A 1,173-nucleotide genomic window follows, 5' to 3' on the forward strand; every position below is an offset into this window, starting at 1 on the left:
CTTCAGCCTTCTTGGCTTCTTCGGCGGCCTTGGCCTCTTCAGCCTTCTTGGCTTCTTCGGCCTTCTTGGCTTCTTCGGCGGCCTTGGCTTCTTCGGCCTTCTTAGCCTCTTCGGCGGCCTTCACGGAGTCAGCCGGGGCGGCAGCCTGTTCTGCGGGAGCCGCAGCCGGAGCGGCGGCAGGAGCCTGGGCAAACGCGCCAGCGGCGGCAAAGCCGAGCACGATTGCGGAAAGTTTGATCTTGTTCATTTCAATCTCCTTGGGATTGGTTTCACGATTGTGTTGCGAGGAAATATAGTTACGGATATTTGGCATCGCTAGGGTAAAGGCCGCTTTTTTACAAGGGAGTGTGCGCTATGTCAATGATAATCAACGAATTGAAAGCGGATTTCGCGTCTTGGGCGGGTATGGCCGGGGTGAAAAAGAGAACATTTTTACTTATTCACAATCTATTCACAATCTCTTGCGGGGTCTGTTTACATTTTTGACGAAAAAAAACAAAAAAAATTTCAAAAAGCGCCTTTTTTCGTTGACAAGATGCACCTAAACTTATTAAATTTGGCTCACTTGCCAAAGTAGCTCAGCTGGTAGAGCAGCTGATTTGTAATCAGCCGGTCGTAGGTTCGATTCCTATCTTTGGCTTGAAAATATGGGTCGTTGCCCGAGTGGTTAAAGGGGACGGACTGTAAATCCGTTGGCTTACGCCTACCGTGGTTCGAAACCACGACGGCCCACGCAACAAACCGCCCTATGGTACTGAATGGTGCCATAGGGCTTATGCCCAGGTAGCTCAGTGGTAGAGCACTTCCTTGGTAAGGAAGAGGTCTCGGGTCCGACTCCCGATCTGGGCTCTCACTAAATGGAGATAGAATCATGGCAAAAGAACATTTTGACAGAAGCAAGCCGCACTGCAACATCGGCACCATCGGCCACGTTGACCACGGCAAGACCACTCTGACCGCCGCAATCTGCACGACTCTCGCAGCCCGCGGCCTCGCCGCCGCCAAGCGTTTCGACGAAATCGACAACGCCCCCGAAGAAAAGGCCCGCGGCATCACGATCAACACTTCGCACGTGGAATACACCACTGCCAACCGCCACTACGCCCACGTCGACTGCCCGGGGCACGCCGACTACGTGAAGAACATGGTGACCGGTGCTGCCCAGATGGACGG

At 53.5% G+C, this 1,173-nt stretch carries 2 protein-coding genes and 3 tRNA genes; 4 read left to right on the forward strand and 1 reads right to left on the reverse strand.

The features are described 5' to 3' along the window. A partial coding sequence (locus B2310_RS08400) for a hypothetical protein (protein WP_290730460.1) occupies window positions 1-247 on the reverse strand: 247 nt, incomplete at its 3' end. A gap of 320 nt (window positions 248-567) precedes the next feature. Between B2310_RS08400 and B2310_RS08405 the strand changes: the two genes are divergently transcribed. The 4 genes from B2310_RS08405 to B2310_RS08420 form a co-directional block, all read left to right on the forward strand. After that, window positions 568-640, forward strand: a tRNA-Thr gene (locus B2310_RS08405). A gap of 9 nt (window positions 641-649) precedes the next feature. Next, window positions 650-732, forward strand: a tRNA-Tyr gene (locus tag B2310_RS08410). Between the two features lie 45 nt (window positions 733-777). After that, a tRNA-Thr gene (locus tag B2310_RS08415) sits at window positions 778-849 on the forward strand. A 22-nt stretch (window positions 850-871) separates the two neighbouring features. After that, window positions 872-1,173: GTP-binding protein (locus B2310_RS08420; RefSeq protein WP_290730463.1), on the forward strand; the 302-nt coding region annotated here is incomplete at its 3' end.

It is taken from the genome of Fibrobacter sp. UBA3629, assembly GCF_002374005.1.
In the GTDB taxonomy this organism is placed as follows: domain Bacteria; phylum Fibrobacterota; class Fibrobacteria; order Fibrobacterales; family Fibrobacteraceae; genus Fibrobacter.